This is a genomic window from Rahnella variigena (assembly GCF_003610915.1).
GTDB lineage: Bacteria > Pseudomonadota > Gammaproteobacteria > Enterobacterales > Enterobacteriaceae > Rahnella > Rahnella variigena.
On record NZ_NSDJ01000001.1, the window covers coordinates 3,912,848 to 3,939,464 of the forward strand.

At 55.5% G+C, this 26,617-nt stretch carries 7 protein-coding genes; 3 read left to right on the forward strand and 4 right to left on the reverse strand.

Going from position 1 to position 26,617, the window contains the following annotated elements:
* Positions 1-50: 50 nt before the first annotated feature.
* Both CKQ54_RS17985 and CKQ54_RS17990 read right to left on the reverse strand, forming a co-directional pair.
* Positions 51-1,427: a TolC family outer membrane protein gene (locus CKQ54_RS17985; protein ID WP_120162048.1), complete on the reverse strand. Its 1,377-nt coding sequence runs from the start codon at positions 1,425-1,427 to the stop codon at positions 51-53.
* A gap of 152 nt (positions 1,428-1,579) precedes the next feature.
* Positions 1,580-15,505: an Ig-like domain-containing protein gene (locus CKQ54_RS17990; protein ID WP_120349686.1), complete on the reverse strand. Its 13,926-nt coding sequence runs from the start codon at positions 15,503-15,505 to the stop codon at positions 1,580-1,582.
* A gap of 686 nt (positions 15,506-16,191) precedes the next feature.
* On the opposite strand from CKQ54_RS17990, the gene CKQ54_RS17995 reads away from it, so the two are divergent.
* From CKQ54_RS17995 to rcsB, 3 genes are read left to right on the forward strand one after another with little or no spacing between them, the layout of a single operon-like run.
* Positions 16,192-17,361 (forward strand): MFS transporter, encoded by a 1,170-nt coding sequence (locus CKQ54_RS17995; protein WP_112289502.1) that lies wholly within the window; start codon positions 16,192-16,194, stop codon positions 17,359-17,361.
* A 37-nt stretch (positions 17,362-17,398) separates the two neighbouring features.
* Positions 17,399-20,092: a phosphotransferase RcsD gene (rcsD, locus tag CKQ54_RS18000; RefSeq protein ID WP_120162050.1), complete on the forward strand. Its 2,694-nt coding sequence runs from the start codon at positions 17,399-17,401 to the stop codon at positions 20,090-20,092.
* A 4-nt stretch (positions 20,093-20,096) separates the two neighbouring features.
* Entirely contained in the window at positions 20,097-20,747 is a 651-nt protein-coding gene (gene rcsB / locus CKQ54_RS18005; protein ID WP_013574620.1) for a response regulator transcription factor RcsB, read from the forward strand.
* A 64-nt stretch (positions 20,748-20,811) separates the two neighbouring features.
* Here the strand turns inward: rcsB and rcsC are convergent, their stop codons facing one another.
* Both rcsC and gyrA read right to left on the reverse strand, forming a co-directional pair.
* Positions 20,812-23,670 (reverse strand): two-component system sensor histidine kinase RcsC, encoded by a 2,859-nt coding sequence (rcsC, locus tag CKQ54_RS18010; RefSeq protein WP_120162051.1) that lies wholly within the window; start codon positions 23,668-23,670, stop codon positions 20,812-20,814.
* A 142-nt stretch (positions 23,671-23,812) separates the two neighbouring features.
* Positions 23,813-26,464, reverse strand: a complete 2,652-nt coding sequence (gyrA, locus tag CKQ54_RS18015; RefSeq protein ID WP_112289497.1) for a DNA topoisomerase (ATP-hydrolyzing) subunit A — start codon at positions 26,462-26,464, stop codon at positions 23,813-23,815.
* Positions 26,465-26,617: the final 153 nt, after the last annotated feature.

A 26,617-nucleotide genomic window follows, 5' to 3' on the forward strand; every position in this document is an offset into this window, starting at 1 on the left:
TTCAACCTCGGTATCGAATGCTTCTGGGTTTTCCCACGGCCTGTTTCGCCTTACAGCGCCGGGATGGTGTCACCTGTTTGTTTCTGCCGGTCGATGCCTAACATATCGACCAGATTGTCCACGGCGGCGGCATAGCGCACGGTGGCATCCCACCCGTCGTAGAGCGCGCCAATGCGCGACGTGTCGGCCTGAAAAACGTCCTGCTCAACGCTGAGCAAATCGTTCAGGCTGCGTTTGCTGAGTTTGTATTCGTCCTGATAGACGCTGCGGGTGTGCGTGGCGCTGGCATACTGCTCTTCGCCCGCGACCTGCCGCTGCTGCCCGCCGATCATGTCGGCGTAAGCGGTTGACGCTTTTTGGTTGATATCCAGCTTGGCTTTTTCGACATCCGCCTGCGCGGCCTGCCGTTGCCCTTCTGCCGCCCGGACTTTGGCACTGACCGCGCCGCCCTGATACACCGGGGCATCTACCGCCAGCTGGAGCTGGTCATCCCAGTAAGAACCGGTGTTGCCGTTATTGTCATAACGGGTGCGACCGGCCTGAACTTTGACCGTCGGCCAGTGTTGCGCCTCCGCCTGATTGACCTGCTCAATCGCGGCCTGTTGCTTGGCCTGCGCGGCACGCACCAGTGTGCTGTTTTCGTAGGGGATTTTGTCGAGAGTGACTTTCTGATTGAGAAGGCTTTCCGGCAGATCCGGCAAGTTATTTGAGACAACACCGGTCAGCACGGTCAGCTGCGCCTGTGCGGAACGCTCCTGAGCGCGATATTGTTCAACGGTGGCACGCATCCCGGCAATGCGGGTTTCCGCCTGCAACACGTCAGACTGAGAACTCAGCCCGGCGTCAGAGCGCAGTTTCGCGGTATCTTTCACGCGGGTGAGCGATTCGATATTGTCCTGCGCTGCCACGCTTAACGCCTGGAAGCGTTTCACCGAGAGGTACGCCTGCATGGTGCTCAGCGCCACGTCAGTCATGGTGCTGTAAAGAGAAAAGCGATAGGAATCAGACAAGTATTCCTGCTCACCGATACTGCCGTTGGTTTTGCCAAAGTCCCACAGCAGCTGGCTGAGCTGAATACCCGCCGACCCGTTGCTGCTCTGATCGCCCGATGAATAGGTCTGCCGGGATTGCCCCGCTGACCCTTGTAATGAAACCTGCGGATACCACGCACTTTTCGCCGCATCCAGATTCCCGCCGCCCACGCGGATTTGCGCCGCCGCTTCCGCAATTTGCGGGTTACGCGCGAACGCCCGCAAAATGGCATCCCGTAACGTCAGGCTGGCGCGCATTTCCTCCGTCGGTGCCGCCTGCCAGTTAAATTCCGGCTGTTTTTCCGCCGCCATCACACCCGTATTCCCTGTTAATCCCGTCAGACACAAAGTGCCCAACACAACGGCGATTTGCCGTATTGCTCTCTTTTTTTTCATTACCGACACCACTTAATTACGCCGATTTTTTTTGTTTTTTTACTGATTCCTCCCCTGCAAAGGGGAGGGTTGGGGCGGGGTATCAATGGCATCGCAGACGCCAGCAAAACCCCCTCCCCGCCTCCCCCTTCGCAGGGGGAGGAGTACAGAAATTAACTCTGTTGTACGTGCAGACCGTGTTGCACCAGAACGTCTCCCAGCGTATTCGAGGTATCCATTGACGCGTTGTGGTAAACGTCGAAGGTCAGGCCATCCACCGTGCGTTGCCCGGTTTCGTTCCATGCGCCGTCGGTGCCCATTTGCAGATTGACCAGACTGCCCTCGCCCCCTTTGATGATCACTTCATCGGTCGGGTTATCCTTCACGTTCAGCGCCTCATGCAGGTTCAGGGAAATGCTGTTGGTGCCGGAATTGCCCAGGTCGAAGATGTCGATATGCTCGACTTTCAGCCCGAGTACGGTCAGATCCAGATGCTGATTGGTGCCCGCCAGCAGTAAGGTATCGACACCGGTGCCGCCGTCGATTTGCGAGAAATCGAGGGTATGAACCGAGATGGTGTCGTCACCCGCGCCACCGATGGCCACGCCGTCAGTGGCCGTCAGGTCGATGGTGATACCGCCAATGGAGAACGCCGTGTCCGCGTGCGCGGTAGTGTCTGCCGTGGTGGTGTCGTGCGTGGTTGTGGTTGAAGCACTGGTGTCCGCAGTGACCAGCGGATCCGTCAGCGTACTGGCGGCGTGCGTCACTGAGGTATCCGTAGTTGTGCTGGTATCGGTGGTGTGAACCGCCGCCAGCGTATGGGTATCGTCCACTGACAGCGACTGAACCTGCGCAACGTTGGCGTCCGCCGGCAATGTTGAACCTACCGTCAGCCCGACGTGCGCATCGAATCCGTTACCGGCCGCATCGACGGCTTTCAGTTCAACCACCGCGCCGAGCAGTGCGTTCAGTAAGCCCACCAGCCCGTAACTGCTCAGCAGCGCACTGGTCAGTTTCACCGTCCAGGTACCGTCCGCCTGCACGGTTCCCGCCAGCGTATTACCCAGCAGCGTGACGCTGACCAGACCACCTTGTGCGATGTTGCGGCTGGTTCCGCTCAGGGTCAGACCCTGACCACCCAAAATGCCGCCTACCACACCGAGCGTCAGCCCGAGCAGCGGGTTCAGCGCCGCCAGCGGCAGTGCATGAGTCAGGACGCTCAGCGGATTAGAGATAATCGCGGTGTTACCCACAAGATCCGCAACCGAGACGGAAACCTGCGTTGAGCCATCCGCCAGCCCTTTCAGTTCTGCCGACGTAAACGGCACACTCCACGCACCGTTAGTGATGGTGCCGGTATGTGTCACGCCACCAATACTGACCGACACCGTGCCGTTGAGCAGGTTTGAAGTCCCGGTAATGTTGGTGTTAGCGCCCGCTTCGGCAGCATTCAGGTAACCGTCGCCGCCAAACAGTGAGCCGAGTGACAACGTTGGCAGAACGTGAATACCGACCGTTGCCGTTGCGCTACCGCTGGTTGAATGGCCGGCGGCGTTAGTGATTGACGCACCGACATTCAGCGTGCCGTCGAGCAGGCTTGCCAGCGTAAGCTGCGGAACAGCGACGCTGAAGGTGCCATCCGCTTTTACCAGCGCGGTCAGGGTATTGCCGCCGACGTTCAGGGTTACGGTCGATCCCTGCGCGTTGGTGGTGGTACCGCTGATGGTTTGTGTCAGCAATGCATCCGCCGCGTTCAGCAGGCCATCGCCAAACAGCGGATTCAGCGTAATGGTTGGCAGAGACTGCGCTACCACGCTCAGCAGATTGGTGACCGACGCCGTATTACCGGAACCATCCACCAGGCTGGCGACCACCGACTGTGTGCCGTTGAGAATGGCGCCCAGATCCGTCACCGGCACGGTCACGCTGAACACGCCGCCGACACCCACATTGGCAAGGTAGTTTTTGCCATTCAGGGAAATCTGCACTTGTGTGCCCTGCGCGACATTAGTCGCGATACCGCTGATGGTCTGGCCGGTCAGCAGGTCAACCACGTTCAGTACGCCATCGCCAAAGACCGGATTCAGGACAATCGACGGCAGATTGTGAATACCGACATTCAGCCCCACGGTATTTGACGCCGTGTTACCCACTTCATCGGTCACGCTGGTGACAATGGTCAGATTGCCGTCAAGCAATCCGGCAAGTTGCAGCGGCGTCAGTGACGCGGAGAATTTGCCGTCACTGCCGACGGTGGCTGTCAGGTTGATCAGGCCGCCGCCGACGTTAATGTTGACCGTTTCGCCGACATGCCCATTAGTGACCGTACCGCTGATGGTTTGCGTCAGCAGTGCTTCCGCCGCGTTGAGGATGCCGTCTGCACCGAAAACAGGATCCAGCACAATTTTCGGTACTGCGTTGATGATGGAAGTCAGCGTGCTGCTGCTGGTGCTGGTATTACCGCCAGCATCGGTAACAGAAACCACGACCGGGAAGGTGCCGTCACCCAGCGCTTTCAGGTCACCCGGTTGCAGGGTGATACTGAATGCGCCCGTACCGTCGGTCGCGCCGAGGAAGGTTTTCCCGCCCAGCGTGACCTGCACCTGCGTCCCCGCCGCGACGCCGCCAACGGTACCGCCAATCACCTGCGTGGTCAGCGCGTCAGCCGCATTCAGCAAGCCGTCGCCCAGTACCGAGGTGAGGTTAATGACCGGTTGGACCAGATCCAGCACCGCGTTCGCCACAGCACTGCCGACGTTGCCTGCCGCATCCGCTACCGTCACGCTGACTGCTGCGGTCGTGCCACTCAGTAAGCCGAGAACGGACGGCGGAACGGTGACCAGGAAATGCCCCGTCGCATCCACTACGCCATTAATGGTTTGTGTCCCAACCTGCACCGCAATGGCTGTACCCGCCGCCACATTGGAAACAGTACCGCTGATGGTCTGATTAACCAGCAGATCGGCGATATTCAGCACGCCGTCGCCAAACACTGTGTTGAGCACCACCTGCGGCAGATTGTGGATGGCAATCCCCACCGGAATAGTGGTGGAAGAGGTGTTGCCTGCCGGATCTGTCAGGGTGATACCCAGATTCAGATTGCCATCAAGCAGTGCGCCCAGATCGCCCGGCTGGATCTGAATATTCCAGGTGCCCGCCGTCACGGTGGTGTTATAGGTTTTGCCGCCGAGGGTCACGGTGACCTGAGTGCCGTCAACCGCCGTCGCGACGCCGCCGATAGTTTGTGCCAGCAGGGATTCCGCCGCATTCAGCAGGCCGTTGCCACCGAACAGAGGATCCAGATTGCCCAGCACCGGCAGTGTTTTCAGCACATCAAGATTAAGTGCTTCAACCTTGGTGTTACCCGCCGCATCGGTCAGGGTCAGATCGATAACCTGCGCGCCATCGGTCAGTGCGCCGAGCACGGCTGCCGGTATGGTCATCGACCACACCCCGTTAGCGCCCACAACTGCCGACAGCGGCGTGCCGTCAATCACCGTCGAGATAACTGACCCGACACCCGCACCAATCGCCGTGCCGCTGATGGTTTGTGCTACCTGAGATTCCGCCAGATTGAGGAAACCGTCGGTCAGCCCCAGTCCGCTGGCCACGTTCAGGTCCAGCAATTTGTTGAAGAAGATATCCAGACCGGTACTGACGCTGGTGGTGTTACCCGCCTGATCCGTTACCGTTGCCGCCAGTGTCAGTGTGCCGTCGTTAAGCAGCAGCAACTGCGCTGGCGTCAGGTTGAGCGACCATGCCCCGCCCGGCTGAATAACCGCTGTACCGATGGACGCACCGCCCAGTGTGACGTTGACGGTCTGACCGTCAGCGCCGCTGGACGTCCCGCCGACCAGTACGTTGAGCAGCGATTCTGCCAGGTTAATGACGTTATTCCCGGCAACCACATCCAGCGCCAGCAACGGCGCGGTGGTATCGACGGTGACGGTGTGCGGAACTGCTGTTCCCACGTTGCCTGCCGCGTCCGTCAGGGTCGCGGAGATCACGTTAGTTGCGCCGTTGCCTTGTGGCAATGCCTGCAAATCGGCTGCCGGTACGCTGACCGACCAGGTGCCGCCCGTCTGCACGGTACCGTTGTAAGTTTTGCCATTCAATGTGACGGCGACAACACGCCCCACATCGCCGGTATCCGCAGTACCGGTAATCACCTGCGCGGATTTCGACTCGGTACTGTTGAGGACATCGTCGCCGGTGAAGGCATTGATGGTCACCGTAGGCGCAGTGGTATCCACCAGCACGCCTTGTGTGGCACTGGTCGCCGGGATCAGTGTTGAAGCGGTAACGTTAGTGGTGGTGCCATTGACAAATTCAGCGGCAGCCACAGATACCGACCATGTTCCTCCAGTGACTGTCGCCAGATGCGGAACACCCCCGACCGTGATATTGACCAGCGTACCGTCAGGCACGTTGATTGATTTACCCGAAACGGTAATGTTCGCCGGATTGCCATCCGCCACGTTAATAATGTTATCGCCGGTCACCGGATCAATGGTGATGGCGAATGTTGGCGGCGTCAGGTTGACCGTAATGGCCTGAGGCAGCGGCAGATTTGCCGTGTTACCCGCCAGGTCATTAACAGAAGCGGTGATCGTGTCCGCGCTGTCCAGCGTTGCCAGTTCAGCAGGTGTAAAGGTGGCACTCCAGGTGCCGTCGCCCAGCACCGTTGCCTGATGGCTGATGCCGCCGACTGAAACCGTCACCTGCTGTCCGGCCTGCACGTTCACCGTGGTACCGGTGATAGTTTGCGTGCTCTGGCTTTCTGCATAGGTCAGGTCAAAACCGGCACCGGCAAAGGACGTAACCGCCACTGTCGGAAGTTGCGTCACGGCAATGCCGACATCGGCCGAGGCCGAACCGGTATTACCGCCAGCGTCAGTCACGGTGACGGAGATTTGCTGTGCGCCCTGCGGCAGATCGGCGATTTCACTGGTTGAAAGAGGTGCCGTCCAGTTGCCGTTCGCATCCACCGTCACGCCCGGAATTGTCAGACCGCCTATGGTGACCACCACCGTTTGTCCCGCGCCTGTCAGCCCGGTCGTTCCGGTAATGGTCTGTGCTGTCGCAGCTTCGGCGGCACTCAGATAACCATCGCCAAACGGCGTGTTGATAGTGACATCCGGTACGGTGAGGTAGCTGGTGAATGCCAATGTCGCTGGCGTGGTGTTGCCTGCAGCATCTGTCACCGTCACGTTAATATCATGCGTACCACTGCCCAGAGAGCTCAGCACGCCCGCAGGCAGGCTGACCGCCCAGTCGCCTGTCGTCGGATCGACGGTTGCGGTATAGGTGGTGCCGCCCACGTCGATGGTCAGTTTGACGTTCTGGTTGTCGCCGGTGATGCCGGTGTTACCGGTGATGACGTTCACACCCGCGGCTTCAGCGATATTCAGACTGCCGTCAAGGAAAGGTTCATTGATAACAGGTACCGGTCCGGACAGATGTGAAGTGAAGCTGATGGTCGTATCGTTATGGTTACCAACAGAATCGGTCGCCGTGACGGTAATATCATGCTGCGCGGTCGCCAGCCCAAGCGTTGCCAGCTGAGCCGGCGTCAGGTTCAGGGTCCAGTTTCCGGTATCCGGATCGACGGCTGCCGCAAACGGACTGCCGGTCATGCCCGCGATCGCCACGCTGACGGTTTGTCCTGCGCCAGTCACACCGGTGGATCCGGTGAGCGTCTGGCCGCCAACAGCCGCAGATTCCTCAATGTTCAGGGTGCCGTCACCGAATGGCAGATCAATCGTCGGTTGCGGAATGTTATTGATCCGCACATCAACCGATGCCGTCAGCGGCGAGGTGTTGCCCGCACTGTCGGTCACGGTCACGACAACCGGCCAGGTGCCATCCTGCAAGCCCAGCAACTGCGCTGGCGTCAGAGTGACAGTCCAGGTTCCGGCAGCAGAATCCACCACCACCGGCACTGCGTTACCGTTAATGACCACAGTGACGGTTTGCCCCGGCGAGGTGATACCGGTGGTACCGGTAATGCTGCCGCCCGCGGTCGCTTCATCCAGATTCAGAATGCCGTCACCGAATGGCACGTTAATGCCAGCGACTGGCAGAACCTGCGTCACCGACGTGAAATCAAGGGTACCGGCCGCACTGGTATTCCCCGCGCTGTCGGTGGCGGTCACGCTGATGGTGTGCGTGGCATCCGCCAGCCCCTGAAGCACGCCGGAAGGCACGGTCGCCGTCCAGGTGCCGTCATTGGCGACGGTGGCCAGCACCGGCGTGCCATCAACAGTCACCAGTACAGTCTGACCCGCGCCGGTAATCCCGGTTGTACCGGTAATCAGCTGATTACCCGCTGCTTCGGTGGCGTTAAGCACGCCATCCACAAACGGGGTATTGATGGTCGGTAAAAGCAGCGCAGACAGTTCGATATCCAGACTTGCGCTGGAAGACGCCGGGTTACCGGCCACATCTTCTGCCGTCACGGTCACCTGTACGATACCGGTAGTCAGCCCGCTGAGCAGGTTTGGCGCAACGATGGCTGTCCAGCCGAGTCCGTCCGGGTTCACCGTACCGGAAATCGGATCCGCCAGCCCAGGCACCGTAACCTGCACAACAGTTCCCGGCGCCAGACCTGAACTGCTTCCGCTCAGGTTAAAGCCGTTGGCCGCTTCAGTAATATTCAAAATACCGTCGCCGGCAATCACGCCAATGGTCAGCGTTGGTAATGCGTGCGAGGAGAGCGTGAAATCAGCCGAAGTAGTGAGGTTGTTCCCGGCAGGATCGGTCACGCTGACACCGATGGTTTTAGTGCCATCAGTGGTAATGGCCTGCACATCCACGCCCGGAATGGTCAGGCTCCAGACGCCTGTACCGTCGGCGATGGTAGTGTAGTCTTTTCCGTTGAGCGTGACGGTCACGGTCAGGTTTGGATCCGTGGTGCCACTGACCGGAATACCCAGCGCAGCTTCTGCCAGATTGATGATGTCATCACCGCCGGTATCCACGGTCACAGTCAGTATCGGCGCAGTTGTATCAACAGCCACGTCATGCGTTGCCGTCGCAACGTTTTGCGCCACATCATCCGCAGTCGCGGTGAAGGTATTGTTGCCCGCCGGCATTGCCTGAACCTGCGCCGCCGTCATCGGGAAGCTCCAGCTGCCGTCAGCCTGCACGGTAGCGGTATAGGTCGCCGTGTAGGCTTCGCCGGTAATAACCACCGTCACCGTACCGCCCACAGGAACGTGGGTGGAGGTGCCGCTGACGGTCATCCCCTGATTGTGCTCAATGATATTGATGTAATCATCGCCGGAAATGGCGTTGATGCTCAGCGTTGGCAGGTCGCCCGGCTGGGCGATCACGGTGGCGTTATGCGACGCTGACGCCGGGTTACCGGCCAGATCAGCAGAGGTCGCTGTTACGGTAATCGGCCCGTCAGACAAGGTAGCCAGATCCGCCAGCGGCACGGTTGCCGTCCAGTCGCCATTCGCACCGACGAGGGCGTTGTAGTTTTTGCCGTTAAAGCTCACCACCACCGTCTGTCCGACTTCGAGATTGGTGGATGTTCCGGTGATCGGGATATCGGCGCCTTTCTCTGCCGCATTAATGTAATCATCTTCCGACACCGCCGTGATGGTCAGCGTTGGCAAGTCAGCCGCCGCTGCATCCACGGTGAAGGTATGATCGCCTGTGGTGGTGTTACCGGCCGCATCAGTGATCGTCGCTGACAGCGTGTAAGTGGTATCAGCCAGCGCCTGCACCACAGAACTTGGCAGCGTGAAGCTCCAGGTGCCGTCCGGCTGGACGACTGCGGTATACGTCACGTTGTTGAAGCTCAGCACCACAGAAACGGTTTGTCCGGCATCCGGGATATCGGATGTGCCGCTGATCACCACCGGCTGCAAGGTTTCAGCAGCATTAATGATATCGTCGCTCGCCACCGGATCAAAGCTCAGCGTTGGCAGCGTGTAATCCACGGTGATGGCGCTGTTGGCCGTGCCCGTGTTTCCGGCGCTGTCGGTAGCCGTGACCACAATGTTTTGCGGACCCTCGGTGATTAACTGCAAATCGGCCGCACTGATATTAACCGTCCAGATACCGGCCGCGTCGACAGTCGCCGTATGATCCACACCGCCGATATTCACGACGACGGACTGACCTGCGCCCGTGACGCCGGTGGTGCCGGTGAGCGTCTGGTCGGTGTCTGCTTCGCGCTGATTGAGGAAAGTATCGCCAAATGGCGTGTCGATGGTCGGCACTGGAGGATTCGCGGCGACTACGGTGAACGTCTCCGGAACGGTCGTGGTATTACCCGCCAAATCAGCCAGCGTGGCTGTCAGTGTATAGCTGCCGTCTGCCAGACCGGCCAGCGCGCCCGCCGGAACGTTTGTCGACCAGGAGCCATCGCCCTGAACGGTTGCCTGATAGGTCTGACCGTTAAATTGCAGCGTGACTATCTGACCGGCATCCGCCACATCGGCAGTACCCGACAGCTCGATGACGCCCGCCACTTCCTGCGCGTTAATCACGTTATCCGTCGCCACCGGGTTGAGCGTCAGCGTTGGTGATGTGAAATCGACATTCACAGAACCGGTGGTGGTGCCCGTGTTACCTGCGGCATCAGTTACGTTGACTACCACCGGCGTCGGGCCTTCTGCCGAACCGGTTAATGTGCCAGCCGGTACGGTGACGGTCCAGGTACCGTCAGTCGCTACGGTACCTGTCAGGGTATTACCGTCAATCACCACGGTCACCGTCTGACCATCGCCGGTCAGCCCGGTAGAACCGGTCAGAGTCTGTGTTGCAGCCGCTTCGTCCGTGCCTAACTGACCATCGCCAAACGGCGGATTCAGGGTCGGTACCGGCAATGTGGTGTAAATGCCCAAATCCTGTGTGGTAGTCACCTGTCCCAGATCGGTGGTCACGGTGGTCACAATCACATGGCTGGTGCCATCCGCCAGATTGACGACATCCGTTGAAGGCACATTGACGGTCCAGTTGCCGTCAGCATCAGTCTGGGTGGTGTAAGTCACCGTGCCCAACTGAACGGTAACGGCGGTTCCTTCCGGCACATTGACTGTTTTACCGCTAATGTCAAAACCGGTACCCGCCTCAGTGGCGTCGATTTTGTTATCGCCGGTGATCGGGTTGATGGTCACGCCGCCCAGCGCACTGTTAACGGTGAAGTCTTCACTGTTAACAGCAGGGTTACCGGCTATATCGGTGACGGATACCTCAATGGTTGCCGTGCCGTCCAGCAGCGTCTGCAAGGTGGCTGCCGGAACGCTGACACTCCATGCGCCGCTGGCCAGCACCGTGGCCTGATAATCAATGCCGCCGATGGTCACAGTGACGATTTGTCCGGCTTCCACGTGAGTGGTGGTGCCGCTGACGGTTTGCGGGTTGGTACGTTCCGCGCCGTCTAACGTGCCGTCTCCGGCAAAGAGATCAATTGCAATGGTCGGCAAAAGCGTCGGATCTGCGGTCACGGTGACCGGTGCCGTCGCTGTGCCTGCGTTGCCTGCGGCATCAGTGACCGTCGCGGTCAGGGTATAAGTCCCGTTCGCCACATTCGCCAGCGCATCGGCCGGAATGTTAACGGTCCAGCCGCCGCCTGCGGCTACGGTGCCGGTATAAGTGTGTCCGCCAAGGCTGAGGGTGACCGTGTCGCCCGCCTCACCCGCGCCCGTCGTACCGCTGACCGGAATAATCGCCCCGGCTTCGGCGGCATTGATGGTGCCGTCGCCCGCAACCGGGGTGGTGATGGTGACTACTGGCGCGACGGTATCCACTGATACCGGCACAGAAATGTTGCTGGTGTTGCCAGCCGCATCAGTCACCGCCACCTGCACGGCAGTCGGGCCTTGTCCGAGGGCCGTCAGTACCGATGACGGCACGGAAACCGAGAAGGAACCGTCGGCGGCGACAACTGCGGTGTAACCCTGCCCGCCAAAGGTCACAACAGCCGTCTGACCGCTGCCGGAAACACCGGTATTCCCGGTCAGAGTCTGGCTGACACCGGCTTCGGCGGCATTAAGAATGCTGTCGCCAAACGGCGTATCGAGTGTGGCATTGGGCAGATTGTTAATGATGACATTCAGCACATCGCTTCCGGTGACCGTTTGCCCGACGGCATCGGTCGCACTGACGGTGATGGTATGTTCACCGTCACTCAGCGTAGCCAGATCTGCCGCAGAGACCTGGGCACTCCAGCCGCCGCCCACCCCGACTGTTGCGGTATAGGTTTTGCCATTAAGGATAATCGTCACCACACCGTTGACCGGCACGTTAGCCGAGGTGCCGCTGATGGTGACGCCCGCTGCCGCTTCCTGGGCATTCAGCTGGTTATCGCCGGTGACCGGATCCACAGACAGACCGCTTAGCGTGTTATCTACGGTAAACGATTCGCTGCCGGTGGCCTGATTTCCGGCCTTATCCAGTACAGCGACGTCAATTTGCAGTGTGCCGTTGGTCAGTGCGCCCAATGCGGAAGACGGAATGCTGACGCTCCAGCTACCATCGGCCTGCACGGTCGCGTTGTACACCACGCTGTTAAGGGTAATATTGACGACCTGCCCGGCTTCGACATGCGTCGTCGTCCCGCTGAGGGTCTGAGCCGTTTGCTGCTCTGCGCCATCAAGAATATTGTCGCCAGCAAAGGCATTCAGGGTGATGGTCGGCGCTGACGCAGGATCGGCTGCCAGCTGAACATTTGAAGTAATCGTGGTGCTGTTACCTGCGGCATCTGCAAGCTGCACGGTGACAGGATATTGCCCGTCCGCCACACCCGTCAGAGCGCCAGCCGGAACAGTCACCGTCCACTGCCCGTTCGCCGCCACAATGCCGGTGTAAGGCTGGCCGTTTATCGTCACCGTGACGCTGTTACCGGCCTCGGAAATCGACGCGGTACCGGTTACGGCAATATCAGCCGCCGCTTCGGCGTTGTTGATGTAACCATCGCCGGAAACCGGATTGATGGTCAGGGTTGGCGCGGTTAAATCGACAGTGGCAGTACCGTTAAGCGTCGCGGTGTTGCCCGCCCTGTCAGTCACATTCACCACAATCGCATTATTGCCTGGCGGTAATGCCTGCAAATCAGCAGAAGTCAGGCTCACCGACCAGACACCGGCGCCATCCACCGTGGCGTTATAGGTATGCCCGCCAATCGTGACGGTGACCGTCTGACCATCACCGGCTTTGCCAGTGGTACCGCTCAGCGTTTCAGCCGTTGCCGCTTCGGCAATATTCAGATAGCCGTCACCAAACGGCGTGTTAAGGGTTGGCACAGGTGCCTGATTATCCAGCCCAACAGAGATGCTGTTATTCAGGGGAGTTACCCCATCCGCAGAGAGGACTGTGGCAGTTAACAGCTGAGTTGTCGGATCCAATCCTTGCAAATCAGCTGAATTTATTGCCAGAGACCAACGCCCATCAGCCAGGATATTAGTACTGAATGTCAGAAAATTAGGAGAACCTGGAGTACCTATAGTTACCGTAACCATCCCTAATGGGAGAGCCCCAAGGGTAGTACCAGTAATCAAAATTCCATCAGCAGTTTCCACAGCGTTGATGACGTTATCGCCGGTCACCGGATCAATGGCGATGCCTTCCTGCGCAGTATCCACGTTAAAGGTATCAGTGCCCGGCGCGGCTTCGTTCCCGGCTTTATCAGACACAGTAGCTGTAATGGTTTGCGGGCCGTTAGCCAGCACAATCATATCCGCCGCAGGAACAATCACGCTCCAGTTTCCGCTGGCACCGACGGTCGCCGAATAGGTGTGGCCGTTCAGGGTAATACTGACAATTTGCCCGGCTTCAACGCGCGTGGTGGTACCGCTTAAGGTTTGTGCGGTCTGGCGCTCGGCACCATCGACAATATTATCGGACGCGAACGTATTCACCGTGATCAGCGGCGGAAGGGTCGGATCAGAAGCGACGTGAATAGTACTGGTATTGGTAGTGGCGTTACCTGCGGCATCCGTCAGCGTCGCAGTGACCGTCACATCCTGACTGAGATTGCTCAGGGAACCGGCAGGTATATTCACGCTCCAGCTGCCATCCGGCTGAACAATTGCGCCCGTATAATCGACGCCGTTAATAGTGACGACAACCGGACGACCGGCTTCAGACACCGACGCCGTACCGGTGAGGGTCATTTGTGATGCGGCTTCCGCCACGCTGATATATCCGTCGCCTTCCAGCGGATTGACAGTCAGGGTCGGCGCGATGGTATCCACGCTCACCGGCGTGGTAATGGTGTTGTGGTTGCCCGCCGGATCCGTCACGGTGACCACGATATTATTGCTGCCCTGCGGCAAAGTGCCGAGCACGGATGGCGGAACCGTGACGGTAAACGTGCCGTCAGGGGCTACGGTGCCGGTAATTTGCTGGCCGCCAATGGTGACGGTCACCGTCTGGCCTTCGCCGGTCAGACCGGTGTGGCCGGTCAGCGTCTGGCTGGTGGTGGATTCGCTGGCATCCAGCGTATTGTCGCCACCGAATGCCGGATCAAGGGTCGGCGGAACACCGTGAATGGCGACAATCAGATCCGTCGTCTGGCTGATGGTATTGCCCTGAGAATCCACCATGCTGACCGTCACAGTTGTCGAACCGTCGGTGAGTGCCTGCAAATCAGCCGGGGAAAGGGTCAGGCTCCATCCGCCACCCGCCGTGGTGGTGGTGCTATACACCGTGCTGCCCACGGTGACGGTAATTGGTGTGCCGACGGGCACATTGGACGTCGTGCCGGTGATCACCAGCGCGCTTTGTGCTTCGCTGGCATTGAGCTGCCCGTCACCGGAAATCGGATTAACGGTCAGCACGCCCGCGCTGTCACTGATGACAAAACTTTCCGGCGTGGAAGTCGAGTTACCGGCCGCATCGGTCAGGGAAGCCGTCAGCGTATAATTCCCTTCAGCCAGCGCAGAAACGACATTCGCCGGGATGGTCACAGACCAGACGCCGTCCGCGCCGACGGTGGCGCTGTAATGCACGCCGTTGAGTACCACATCCACTGACCGGCCCGCTTCAGAAACGGATGCCGTACCGGTGAGAGTCAGAGGTTGCTGATGCTCATTGGCATCAATCACATTGTCGCCGTCGATGGGATCAACGGTCAGCGTTGGCGGCGTGGTATCCACCACCACGGTCACGCTTTTAGTGACGGTTTCACCCGACGTATTGGTCAGGGTAACGGAAATAACATAAGTCCCGTCGGCCAGTGTTTGCAGTTCGCTGGCAGACAGCGGAACGTTCCAGTTACCGCTGCCATCCACCGTCGTGGTGAAGGTTTTGCCGTTGATGGTCAGCACGATGGTGCTGCCTGCGGCGGCGTTAGTTGAACTACCGCTGAAAGTCTGAGTACTTTGTACAGCAGACTGGTTGACGATATTTTCATTGGCAAAGGCTGCCAGCGTCAGGGTTGGTGCTGCTCCGCCGACAGTGCCGCCACCCGTATTGCCGCCACCGGTATCCCCGCCGCCCGTATTGCCTCCGCCGGTATTACCGCCACCGGTATTTCCCCCACCCGTATTGCCTCCGCCGGTATTGCCGCCACCGGTATTTCCCCCACCCGTATTGCCTCCGCCGGTATTGCCGCCACCGGTGTTACCACCGCCGTCGCTGCCACCATTGTTACTGCTGCTGCCACCGCCACCACCACCGCCGCCACCTGCGGCAATGGCAATACCGGCGCCCAGCGCAAGCACGCCCAGCACGGCACCTAAAACAGCGGGATCAAAATTAGAGGAGTCGATGACCAGCGCACCGACGTCAGGAATGGTTTCATACGCGGGAACAATGGGTACGGCGGCTGCCGTCGCGCCGGTATCGACAAACGCGGCATGTTCGATAGGGTGTACGCCGTCGTCAAAAATCAGTTCGCTGTGGTGCCCTTTGCCGTCGGTATCAAAGAAACTGTGGTAGCGGACTGTGCGGCCATCTTTCATGTGGATGACCAGATCGTTGCCGACACGCTCATAGCTGGTGACGGCGTCCCGCGTCGCGTGGACGCGTACGATACTGATTTGATTGAGGGTTACGTCCTGGCTGGCGTTTGAGACCTGAGAAACTACTGCGCCATTTGTACGAGAAAGAATATCAATAACAACGCTACCGTTCTGAGCCATGTTGTACCCCTGTTACACCAGTTGTTGCCCACACACGCTAAATACCGCTCTCTCCTTTTAAGGAAAAAGCGGTGTGTCGTGATGTGAAGACCATTAAAAAAAATGGGTATACTTCCAACTGGTGTCAGGGAATGCCATAGACTACAAATCGAACAAATTAAAGCGTGGTGAATACATTAAGATATTTTTTATGACTTTAATGATTCATTGTTTCGGTAGTTTTTGCCCGAAACTCCATAAGTTATATGCATGATTTGGGATAAGTGCTATAAAAAAACCAAATCATCATGACAAGAAAATTTCATCAATGAATTATAAAACATCCGTTTGACGAGGATTGGATCGTCATCTAGCTTACTGAGAATTAAAACAAATGCATAAAAAACAACATATTATTAACTTTTACGCAAAGAGTAAGCCAGATCATTATTAATGAAATCAAGCATTAGCCCGCTGAAACACCCATCAAAATGACTTACCAATTGTGTGATCGTGTTTTAGATTTTTTATCGCTAATGTATTGCCCTGAGAAATAATTAAGACTTTGTGCAATCACAGTAACTTATGCTTTCTGATAAAGTGTCCGGTCAGTCAGACAGGTGGAAACTGAGTCAGTGTTTTTGTATCGAAAAGGCATATCTGAAAGGTACGCCTAAAAGGAATTTCCAAAGATGTCTCCAGAACCGATGACGACAGCTTCGTCACCTGAATATCCCCTGACTGCTGCGCCGGTTCCGGGCAGAGCGCAACAACATGCCACCCGGCTGATTTTCTTATTGTCCGGTTTTGCCATGGCCGCCTGGGCACCGCTGGTGCCCTTTGTTAAATTGCGGCTGGCAATCAGTGACGGCACATTAGGATTACTGTTGCTATGCATTGGCGCAGGTTCGACCTTTTCGATGCCGCTGACCGGTTTTCTCACCGGAAAACTGGGATGTAAAACCGTGATTTTGATTGCCAGCGTGTTACTGCTGCTGGCATTGCCCCTGCTGACGCTGATGGACAGCACCGCCGGTATGGCCGTGGTGCTGCTGGTGTTCGGTGCGGCGATAGGCATGATTGATGTGGCCATGAACGTCCACGCGATTGTGGTTGAAAAAGCCAGCGGCCGCGCGATGATGTCCGGGTTTCATGGCTTTTTCAGCATGGGCAGCATTTTTGGCGCGCTGGCCGTCACCGGTTTATTATTTTTCGGGCTGACGCCTTTTGAGTCGGTGATGCTGGTCGTGATTTTACTGGCCGTTCTGACGGTGGTAACCAGCCCGCACTTGTGGCGCGAAACCCGTCATGATGGCGATGGCCCTATTTTTGTCCTGCCCCGCGGCTGGGTCATTTTGCTGGGCTTTTTATGTTTTGTGATGTTTTTGACCGAAGGGTCGATGCTTGACTGGGGCGCCCTGTTCCTCACCACGGAACGCGGCGTTGCAGCACATCAGGCCGGACTGGGCTACGCTGTTTTCTCGGTCGCTATGACCGCAGGACGTCTGACCGGTGACAAAATTATCGCCGCGTTCGGGCGTTATAAAGTACTGATGTACGGCAGTCTTTGTGCCAGTCTCGGGCTGATTTTGCTGACGCTGGTGGATAATCTGTGGATTGCCGGTCTGGGCTTTGTCATGATCGGATTTGGTGCCTCGAATCTGGTACCGATTATGTTCAGCGCGGCAGGTAATCAGACATCAATGCCTGCCAGCATGGCTATCGCCTCCGTGACAACTCTGGGTTATGCCGGTATTTTGGCGGGCCCTGCGCTGATAGGTTTTATCGCACAGGTCAGTAGTTTGTCTTTTGCATTAGGTTGCGTAGCGGCGATGATGCTTTGTGTCACCGCCTGCGCCAGAGCCGTTGTCCGGTAAAGAGTAATAACAAGAATGAAGGAAAAAACTCATCATCATGGCTGGTAAATATTTATCGCTGACATCGACCAATATCACGCGCTTCTTTTGGTTGTTCATTGTCCTTCTGGTGATGGGACTGGGCCTGTATGGTTACAATTACACCAATGCCTATCTGAACGATAAGATGCGAACGGTGCAAAACACCGCCGAACTGCTGCAAAAACGTATCGATAAATTCCGTTACATGACCTACCAGATTTATGACAACTATTCGGGTCAGCCTATGACACCCGATGCGGTCAGTACGCAGGAAATCCGTCTGCGTCAGGACATGTATCTTGTCTCCAAACCTCATAAAAAAACCGATGCGCTTATTTTAGGCACCCATGACAGCTCTACGCTGGATTTAACCCTGAAAATCTCGTCGTTTCTGGATGATCAGTGGGGCTCAAACACACTGCCCTACTCGCTGTATTACCTGAATGGTCAGGATAACAGTATGCTGGTGGTGACGACCGTTCCCTTGCAGCAACAAGATTCGCGCCTGAAGGAAAACGCATTCACCAGCACATTGCAGGCGCGTCGCGCTGAAATGCTGCAACAGGCCAATACGCTGGATGAACGTGAAAGCTATTCCCCGTTGAGAAAATCGCGTCAGGGCAGCGACTACTCGTTCTCCCTGCGCACCACGTTTAATAATCCCGGACATCTGGCGACTGTTATTGCCTTTGATTTACCGATAACTGATCTTGTGCCCTACAACATGGCGCGGGATAATTTCCAGTTAAACGGCAACACCACGGCGGTAAATGAAGGGGATCCGGAAGACGATAGCGCCGAGGCCAGCAGCATCGTGATGCAGGGCTGGACACTGGTGTTTGACGTTCCGCTGAGTAATTCGCCGCTGTCGCTGACCTATCATGTTCCCTTGTTCAGTCTGGTCGTTGACCTTTCACGCAATAACTTCTGGCTGATCCTGGTTAATCTGTTCCTGATGGGTCTGGCGATGGCCAGCATTTACTTTATCCGCCATCAGTACATCCGCCCGAGCGAAAATATGGCCGCCCAGTTGCAGATGCAGCAGGCGCTGAACCAGGAAATCATCTCCGGACTGCCACTCGGTTTGCTGGTGTATAACTTCAGCAATCACAGTGTGGTGCTGAGCAATAAAATTGCCGACCAGCTGTTACCGCATCTGAGCCTGAATAAAATCGCCAATATGGCCGAACAGCATCACGGCACCATTCAGGCCACGGTCAATAACGAAGTCTATGAAATCCGCATGATCCGCAGTCAGATCTCACCGGAAACTTACCTGTTTATGCTTCATGATCAGGACAAAGAAGTGATGGTGAACCGCACACTGCAACAGGCAAAACGCGAGTTTGAGAAAAACCTGCAGGCCCGTAAACTGATGCTGCACAATTTAGGCATTGAGCTGAATCAGCCATTGCAGGAGCTGAACGGACTGGCGGTGGCGCTGGTGGAAGAGCAAAGCCCGGAAGAGCGCCAGACGCTGGAAGGCAAGCTGCTCAATGAATCGCGCAATGCGCTGACGTTGGTAGACAACATCACATTGCTGACGCGGCTGGAAACGCAGGACTGGCAACCGGCTGGTGAAAAGTACGTGTTATCCGCCATGATTGATGAACTGTTGCTTGAAGCCCTGCCCCGCCTGAACCAGAAAGGTCTTGGCTTACTCAATCACTTCCAGATTGCCCCGGAAGCCACCTTTGTCGGCGACGTGCAGGCGGTGAAGAAAATCCTTTCGCTGCTGCTCGATTATGCCATCGTCACCACCTCTCTGGGTAAAGTGACGCTGACCAGCGAACAGGACGAAGATCGTCCGGATCAGTTGATTTTCCACATTAACGATACCGGTAGCGGAATTTCCAAGGAAGAATTAAGCAATCTGAATTATCCTTTCCTGAGCCAGACACTGGTTGACCGTTTCAATCACGGCTCCGGCCTGACATTCTTCCTGTGTAATCAGCTGTGTAAAAAGCTTGGCGGCCAGTTAGAAATCCGCAGCAAGCTAGATATTGGCACACGCTATACTGTACGTGTTAAACAGCGTCAGGAAGCGCAGGAGCTTGAAGCTGAGCATGAGAAATTACTGAATGATGTGACGGTCTTGCTCGACATCACGTCTGAAGAAGTTCGCGGTATTATCACCCGGACCATGAATGCCTATGGTGCCGTATGCATCGTGGCTGATGACCGGCAGGTCGCGCGGGAATACGACGTTTTACTGACAGATAACCCGCAGAACAGCGACAAATTTACGCTTTTGCTGACTGATGATGAGTCAGGTTTCCAGCAGCTTGAAAAGCATTATATTCGCGTCAATTACAACATCAGCAGTGCGCTGATTGACGCAACCCTACTGTTAATCGAACAGCAATTTTCTGTTTCCGATGACAGTGTTTCATCCGAAGAACCCGGTGAAGACTCTCTCGACTATTATGAAAAGCAGTTAAAATCAAGCGATTACTATCAGCTTTTCGTCGAGACAGTACCGGAAGATCTTGAGAAACTGTATAATGAGAACCAACGTCGTGATTTCACGTCACTTTCACAAACAGCACATCGTCTCAAGGGGGTGTTCGCTATGCTGAACCTGACCCCAGGCAAGCAAATGTGTGAATCGTTAGAGCAATACATCGCAGATGGCGATGCTTTACAGATTACTGAAACCATCAATCACATTGATTCTTTTGTCTCCAGACTGCTCCAGCAAGGTAGCTAATCACATGAATAATATGAACGTAATTATTGCTGATGACCATCCTATCGTCCTGTTTGGTATTCGTAAGTCCCTTGAACAAATTGAATGGGTGAATGTTGTAGGCGAGTTCGAGGACTCCACCGCACTGGTTAACAGCTTAAGCAAACTTGATGCTCACGTGCTGATCACCGACCTGTCCATGCCCGGCGATAAATTCGGCGATGGCATCACGTTGATCAAATACATCAAACGCCATTACCCGCAGTTATCCATTATTGTTCTGACCATGAACAATAACCCGGCGATCCTGAGCTCTGTTCTGGATCTGGATATCGAAGGGATTGTGCTTAAGCAAGGCGCGCCAACTGACCTGCCTAAAGCACTCGCTGCATTGCAGAAAGGCAAGAAGTTCACGCCGGACAGCGTGGCGAAATTGCTGGAAAAAATCAGCGCCAACGGTTACGGCGACAAACGCCTGTCTCCGAAAGAAAGCGAAGTTCTGCGCCTGTTCGCAGAAGGCTTCCTGGTGACTGAGATTGCCAAAAAGCTGAACCGCAGCATTAAAACCATCAGCAGCCAGAAGAAATCTGCGATGCTGAAACTGGGCGTTGAAAATGATATCGCCCTGCTGAACTACCTGTCATCCGTCAGCTCACAGCCGGTGGATAAAGACTAACGTTTCAGTCTAAATGATTAAGAAATGAAAAAGGCACCTTCGCGGTGCCTTTTGTTTTGGTGTTTTAGCTGTCGCGCTTTCTGCGAACCAGCGCGCTGTAATAACGCAGCGTATCGCGCAGGGTTTCCAGCGTGACCGGCTTGGATAAACAGTTATCCATACCGGCTTCCAGACAACGCTGACGCTGTTCGGCCAGCGCATTGGCGGTAACGCCAATCACCGGCAGCGTGTGACCGAGTTCGCGCAGTTTCTGCGTCAGGCCATAACCATCGAGTCGCGGCATGTTAACGTCGCTGAGCACAATATCAATTTCATGCGCACGCATGGCGTCCAGCGCATCCATCCCGTCATTTGCCGTCACCACGATATACCCCATGGTTCCCAGCTGGTCAGCAAGCAGACGACGGTTAATTGGGTGGTCATCCACCACCAGCAAGGTCACATCGCTGTAATCCTGCGCCGTGGCTTCTGGAAGAGCCGGAATGCCCTCTTCCGTTTCAGCCTCAAGACGGTAAATACGATTCAGCAGCGCGGTGATTTCCAGCGGCGTTGACGTGCTGTGAACCCAGTAACCCGGACGCGTTTCGACCGGCGGACCGATATGATCGATAGAAAACTCGATTTGCGCCGCCAGCTCACCATTATGGATGAACGGAGTATCGGTGATTAACACATCTTCACGCTGACTTTGCAGCTCCGCCTCGCAGCGCTGAACATTCGCACCGTAGTAGCGCATCAGCTGCATCAGATAGCTTTCCAGATACGCATTACGCACATCCAGCCAGACCGTTTTATCCTGCCAGTCATCCAGCGGCTCGCCCGACGGGAACGTGGCGTTATAGAGCGGAATTCGCACCGTAAACGAACTGCCCAACCCCGGCTCGGATTCAACGTCGATATCACCGTCCATCAGGTTAATCAGTTTTTCACAAATCGCCAGACCAAGACCGGTCCCCTGGAAGTGGCGCTGTACACCGGTACCGACCTGGAAGAACGGGTCAAACAGACGGGTGATCTCACGTTCAGGGATCCCCACACCGGTATCGCGTACCTGGAATTCGAGGTAATTCCCGCAGGTTCTGACATTCAGGACAATGCAGCCGGTATCGGTAAATTTAATCGCGTTATTGAGAATATTGGAAATAACCTGCTGCAAACGTACCGGGTCACCGTTAAATGACAGCGGCACGTTGTGTTCGATAAAGCAGTACAGCCCCAGACGCTTTTTCACCACCAGCGGCAAATAGTTACCGGCAATATGCGTGATCACTTCACGGCATGAGAATTCCTGTGGCTCAATTTTCAGCTGCTCGGATTCAATTTTCGAGAAATCGAGAATGTCGCTGATAATTTTCAGCAGCAGCGCCGAAGAGTTATTCATCGCCGTCACCAGCCGGTCAACGCCCTGCGGCAGCCCCTGCGTTTGCAGTAAATCCAGGTTACCGATGATGCCGTACAACGGCGTGCGTAATTCATGGCTGACCGTCGCGAGGAACATCGATTTCGACTGGCTGGCCTGCTCGGCGGCATTGGCCATTTCCTGCAAAGATTCTTCCATCCTGACCCGCGAACTGACGTCGATCAGCACACAGATCGCCACGTCTTCATTACGGTAACGCGAATGCACGAAGCTGAGCTGGATGTTGTTATTGTTCTTGGTGATGACATCGACGAAATTTGTTTGCTGATCGCAGATGATGCGCGTAATACGTTGCCGGTCTTCCTGCGTCAGCATATTGATGTAGTTATGCGCCAGTTCATTACTCAGAATATTGACGCCATCGCTGATACGCAGAATCGAAATACCGACCGGTGCCGAGGCCACGATTTTATGGTTGAACTGCTCATGCTCTTCAAGACGGAAGGCGTTTTCCTCGGCAGGTAAGAACATTTTGCGCTCAAAAACCCACGCCAGAATAAACAGCAGCAGGCCTGAGAAAATGTTGAGTAACACGGCGTTGAATATCAGGATTTTAAAACGCTCGATGACGGTATTAAACGGCATCGAATACACCACGCTCAGCGAGGAAGGCGTCAGCGGCTTTTTATAGACCAGATCTTTATAGCCATTCACATAACCAAAGAATGAGCTTTCCTCAGGGATATTAGCGATGGGCGCGGTGGCTCGGTTATCCTCAGAAATGTTGAGCAGCGGCTGATCGTCCGCATCCAGCAGCGTGACGGAGGTGTGTTGCGCATTCGGATTGACCAAATCTTCCATACGAAGATTTTGCTGAATGCCCATCAATGCTTCCAGCTTATTGCCGACATAAATCGGCGTCAGAACATAAAGATAACCGGAATCTTTATTGCTGCCCTGCGACACCCAGTACAGGCTGTTTTCTTTGTCCTGGCTCTTGCCGTTGCGGTATTGCAGAATTTTTTCGTGCAGTGACTTGAGCTGATCCTGACTGGCGCGTTCGAACGGTTCGCTGCTGATACCAAAATCAACCAGGCACAGGTTCGCTCCGCCGATGAAGAACACCCGGTTCAGATCGTACGCATCGGAAAAATTATCTTTCCAGTAATGGATCATGTTACCGAGCGTACTCAGGGAGTTGCGGTAGCTGTCATTAATCTGCGAACAATCGGACTCTGGGAAAAGGGAAAGATACGTCGGCTGAACGTTTTTGGTGCTGATCATGCCATTGATGATATCCAGCCCGTTCATTGAATCGCTAAGCCGTTTTTCCGCCATGAACTTAATACTGTGCATGACGTCATTAGAATTCTTGATGTAGCTCTGCGCGAGATCGTAATTGAAGTTGTCTTCATCACGGATTTCGGATTCTTTGTTGTGGAAAATATTGAGCACATAGAAGGTGGTGAGCAACACACCCAGTGTCCACAACATGAGCGCCAGCACCCGGAACAAATAGCGGGATATTTTTAGCGTTGTTCGAAACGAAGCAAGATATTTCAAGGATTAACCATTGATGTTACGGCTCTGTGAGCGGGTTAGGTTTTGAATTCAGAATACACTATTGTCGCAGTTTCTAAAAAATACGATGTTATAAAAAAGGGCATAACAATGTTATGCCCTTTTGTCATCTGACGAAGAAAACTTATTCTTCTTCGTCGTCAGCTGGCTGATCGTCTTCACTTTCCGCGTCGTCTGGCAAATCGGCTGCTTGTGCCGCTTCCAGTTCGCCCGCTTCGGTGGCTACGCCATCCAGCTCTTCGTCTTCAACCGGTTCTGCAACACGTTGCAGACCGACCACGTGCTCATCGTCTGCGGTACGGATAAGCGTCACACCCTGGGTGTTACGACCTACAGTACTTACTTCGGAAACACGGGTACGCACCAGTGTGCCGGCATCGGTGATCATCATGATCTGGTCCGCTTCATCAACCTGGATCGCGCCAACAACCGGTCCGTTACGCTCGCTCACTTTGATCGAGATAACGCCTTGCGTTGCACGGGATTTGGTTGGGTATTCGGTGGATTCAGTACGTTTACCGAAGCCGTTTTCAGTCACAGTCAGGATACAACCGTCACCGCGTGGGATGATCAGCGATACAACGCTGTCGCCTTCGCCCAGTCGGATACCGCGAACACCGGTCGCCGTACGACCCATAGAGCGGACCGCTGCTTCAGAGAAGCGCACCACTTTACCGGCCGCAGAGAACAGCATGACTTCGTCTTTACCGTCAGTCAGGTCAACACCAATCAGCTCATCACCCTCATTGAGGTTGATGGCGATGATGCCGGCGCTGCGTGGACGGCTGAAATCGGTCAGTGCAGTTTTCTTCACGGTACCGCTCGCCGTTGCCATGAACACATGACGGCCTTCTTCGTACTCGCGTACTGGCAGAATGGCGGTAATACGTTCGTTCGGCTCAAGCGGCAACAGGTTGACGATAGGACGACCACGGGCACCGCGGCTGGCTTCCGGCAACTGATAGACTTTCATCCAGTACAGACGTCCGCGACTTGAGAACATCAGAATGGTGTCATGGGTGTTAGCCACCAGCAGACGGTCAATGAAGTCTTCTTCTTTAATACGTGCTGCTGACTTACCTTTACCGCCGCGACGCTGCGCTTCGTAATCGGTCAGAGGCTGATATTTCACGTAGCCCTGATGCGACAAGGTCACCACAACGTCTTCCTGATTGATCAGGTCTTCGATGTTGATGTCAGACGTATTGGCAGTGATTTCAGTGCGACGTGGATCGTTGTACTGATCGCGGATCGCTTCCAGTTCTTCACGAATGACTTCCATCAGACGGTCAGGGCTGGACAGGATGAACAGCAACTCGGCGATTTGCACCAGCAGCTCTTTGTATTCATCCAGCAGTTTTTCGTGCTCGAGACCGGTCAGTTTCTGCAAGCGCAGATCCAGAATTGCCTGCGCCTGTTGTTCAGTCAGGAAGTATTTCCCGTCGTGAATACCAAACTGCGGCTCCAGCCATTCCGGACGCGCAGCGTCATCACCGGCGCTTGCCAGCATGGCAGACACGTTGCCCAGATCCCATGAACGCGCAACCAGGCCAGCTTTCGCTTCTGCCGGCGTCGGTGCAGCACGGATCAGTTCAATGATTGGGTCGATGTTAGCCAGCGCGATGGCCAGTGCTTCAAGGATATGAGCACGGTCGCGGGCTTTACGCAGTTCGAAGATGGTACGACGCGTGACGACTTCGCGGCGGTGACGAACAAATGCAGACAGGATTTCTTTCAGACCGAGAATTTTCGGCTGACCCTGATGCAGTGCCACCATATTGATACCGAAAGAGGTCTGCAGCTGCGTCAGTGAATACAGGTTATTCAGAACCACTTCACCAACCGCATCACGTTTGATTTCAATGACGATACGCATGCCGTCTTTGTCAGACTCATCGCGCAGCGCACTGATACCTTCAACGCGTTTTTCTTTCACCAGCTCGGCGATCTTTTCGATCAGACGGGCTTTGTTCACCTGATACGGGATCTCGTGAACAATGATGGTTTCGCGACCGGTTTTTGCATCGGCTTCCACTTCAGCACGGGCACGGATATAAATTTTGCCACGGCCGGTACGGTAAGCTTCTTCGATACCACGGCGACCATTGATGATGGCCGCTGTCGGGAAGTCTGGCCCCGGGATGTGTTCCATCAGCCCTTCAATGCTGATGTTTTCATCTTCAATGTACGCCAGACAGCCGTTGATAACCTCGGTAAGGTTATGCGGCGGAATGTTCGTCGCCATACCTACCGCGATACCGGACGAGCCGTTAACCAGCAGGTTTGGAATGCGCGTAGGCATAACAGAAGGAATTTGTTCGGTGCCGTCATAGTTTGGCACGAAATCGACAGTTTCTTTTTCTAAGTCTGCCAGCAATTCGTGAGCAATTTTTGACATGCGGATTTCGGTATAACGCATGGCTGCTGCGGAGTCGCCATCCACTGACCCGAAGTTACCCTGCCCGTCCACCAGCATATAGCGAAGTGAGAAAGGCTGAGCCATACGAACGATGGTGTCATAAACCGCGGTATCACCGTGTGGGTGATATTTACCGATAACGTCACCGACCACACGGGCCGATTTTTTGTAGGCTTTATTCCAGTCGTTACCGAGGACATTCATTGCGAAAAGTACGCGGCGGTGCACCGGTTTCAAACCATCGCGCACATCTGGTAACGCACGTCCGACAATAACGGACATCGCATAATCCAAATAAGAGTTTTTAAGCTCTTCTTCGATGTTAATCGGTGTGATTTCTCTGGCAAGGTCGCTCATGGAGCTGCTATCCCTCTACTGATTATTCATGGCCGCTGCCCACGTAGGCATATATAGCGCAAAGGTGTAAAACTATACCACAAACCAGCCAAACGTGGAAAACAACCGCCCCCTTTTGCGTACTATTATCCAACGCGTTTCAAACCTTTGCAC

Excerpts from the sequence above, each read along its gene's own strand:
- CKQ54_RS17985 (WP_120162048.1), bottom strand. The coding sequence starts at position 1,427 with ATGAAAAAAAAGAGAGCAATACGGCAAATCGCCGTTGTGTTGGGCACT.
- CKQ54_RS17990 (WP_120349686.1), bottom strand. The coding sequence starts at position 15,505 with ATGGCTCAGAACGGTAGCGTTGTTATTGATATTCTTTCTCGTACAAAT.
- CKQ54_RS17995 (WP_112289502.1), top strand. The coding sequence starts at position 16,192 with ATGACGACAGCTTCGTCACCTGAATATCCCCTGACTGCTGCGCCGGTT.
- rcsD (WP_120162050.1), top strand. The coding sequence starts at position 17,399 with ATGGCTGGTAAATATTTATCGCTGACATCGACCAATATCACGCGCTTC.
- rcsB (WP_013574620.1), top strand. The coding sequence starts at position 20,097 with ATGAATAATATGAACGTAATTATTGCTGATGACCATCCTATCGTCCTG.
- gyrA (WP_112289497.1), bottom strand. The coding sequence starts at position 26,464 with ATGAGCGACCTTGCCAGAGAAATCACACCGATTAACATCGAAGAAGAG.